Source organism: Microbacterium sp. ISL-103 (assembly GCF_018613995.1).
Lineage (GTDB): Bacteria > Actinomycetota > Actinomycetes > Actinomycetales > Microbacteriaceae > Microbacterium.
This window is the reverse complement of sequence record NZ_JAGGPD010000512.1, coordinates 1-1,001: the sequence shown is the minus strand read 5'-3', so window position 1 is coordinate 1,001 and position 1,001 is coordinate 1. Positions and strand designations below refer to the sequence as shown.

Here is a 1,001-nt window from a genome sequence, read left to right as displayed (position 1 = left end):
CGAGCTCGAACAGGAGGCCGCGCTGCGTCAGGCGCGTCTCGCAGCGGCTCGCTCCGATCCGGCCCGACGGTGGGGTGTCGCCTCTCTGACCGCCGACATCGCCGCCGCGACCTGGGCAGCCTCCGTGCTGGCTGCCGTGCGTGCCTGGGCCGAGAACGGTGCGGGCCGCGGTTCCGTGGGTGACAGATTCGCCGATGCCGTGCGGGCGATCGGCCGCCTGCCATGGGGCGCGGCGTCGGACTGAGGATCCCTCGGACGAAAACGGTTCAGCCGGACAGGTCGGTAGTGAGAGACCGTTCCGACCGAGGAGACATCATGACCGCTGACCCGCTCGACCAGATCCTCGACCGATCTGCGCCGGCGCGACCGATCCCGGATCCCGCCGATGTTCGCACCATGGTCCTCGCTGCCCGCGCGGAGACGCCGGTGCCGCGTCGCGCACGGCGCACCGCGCTGCTGAGCGGCGCGCTCGCACTGTTCCTCGTCGGGGGAGCCGGTGTCGCGGTGGCGTCGTCCGATTGGCTCTGGGGCGCCGGTCTCGACGATCCGGATCGGGTGTACAGCTACACCTCACCCACGTGGGGGGAGTGCGAGCTGAGATTCAGCGCGCTCGACACACACGACCTGACCACGAACGGGCCGGTCAACCGCATCGTCGACGAATGGTTCGCGACCACCGATGTGGAGGCTGCGGCCGCCCCGCTGGTCCCCAGGTTCCTCGCAGAGCTGGAGGACGGCAGAGCGTCGGATGCGACGGCTGAGGAGGATCCGCGGCAGGCCGACCTCGACGCGTGGACGGCGCACGAGCAGGCCGTCAGCGAGCTCGTGCACGCCGAGCTCGCAGACAACGGCTTCGGTGGCGACGCTCTGGCGGGCACCGATTCGCACAGTCAGGTGCACTGCGACGGCGAGGACTGGGGGGAGGGCGAGTGAACCGTGACGTCCCGCTGCTCCGCGCGTTGGAAGGGGGCGCGAGCGACCTGCTCGCGTATCTGTCGCGG

The 1,001-nt window shown here is 70.9% G+C and carries 1 protein-coding gene and 1 pseudogene; both read left to right on the top strand.

Annotated elements, in window-relative coordinates:
• Positions 1-244: pseudogene (locus tag J7E68_RS16815) on the top strand (TetR family transcriptional regulator); the annotation flags it as partial.
• A gap of 71 nt (positions 245-315) precedes the next feature.
• Positions 316-933, top strand: a complete 618-nt coding sequence (locus J7E68_RS16810) for a hypothetical protein (protein WP_215174516.1) — start codon at positions 316-318, stop codon at positions 931-933.
• Positions 934-1,001: the final 68 nt, after the last annotated feature.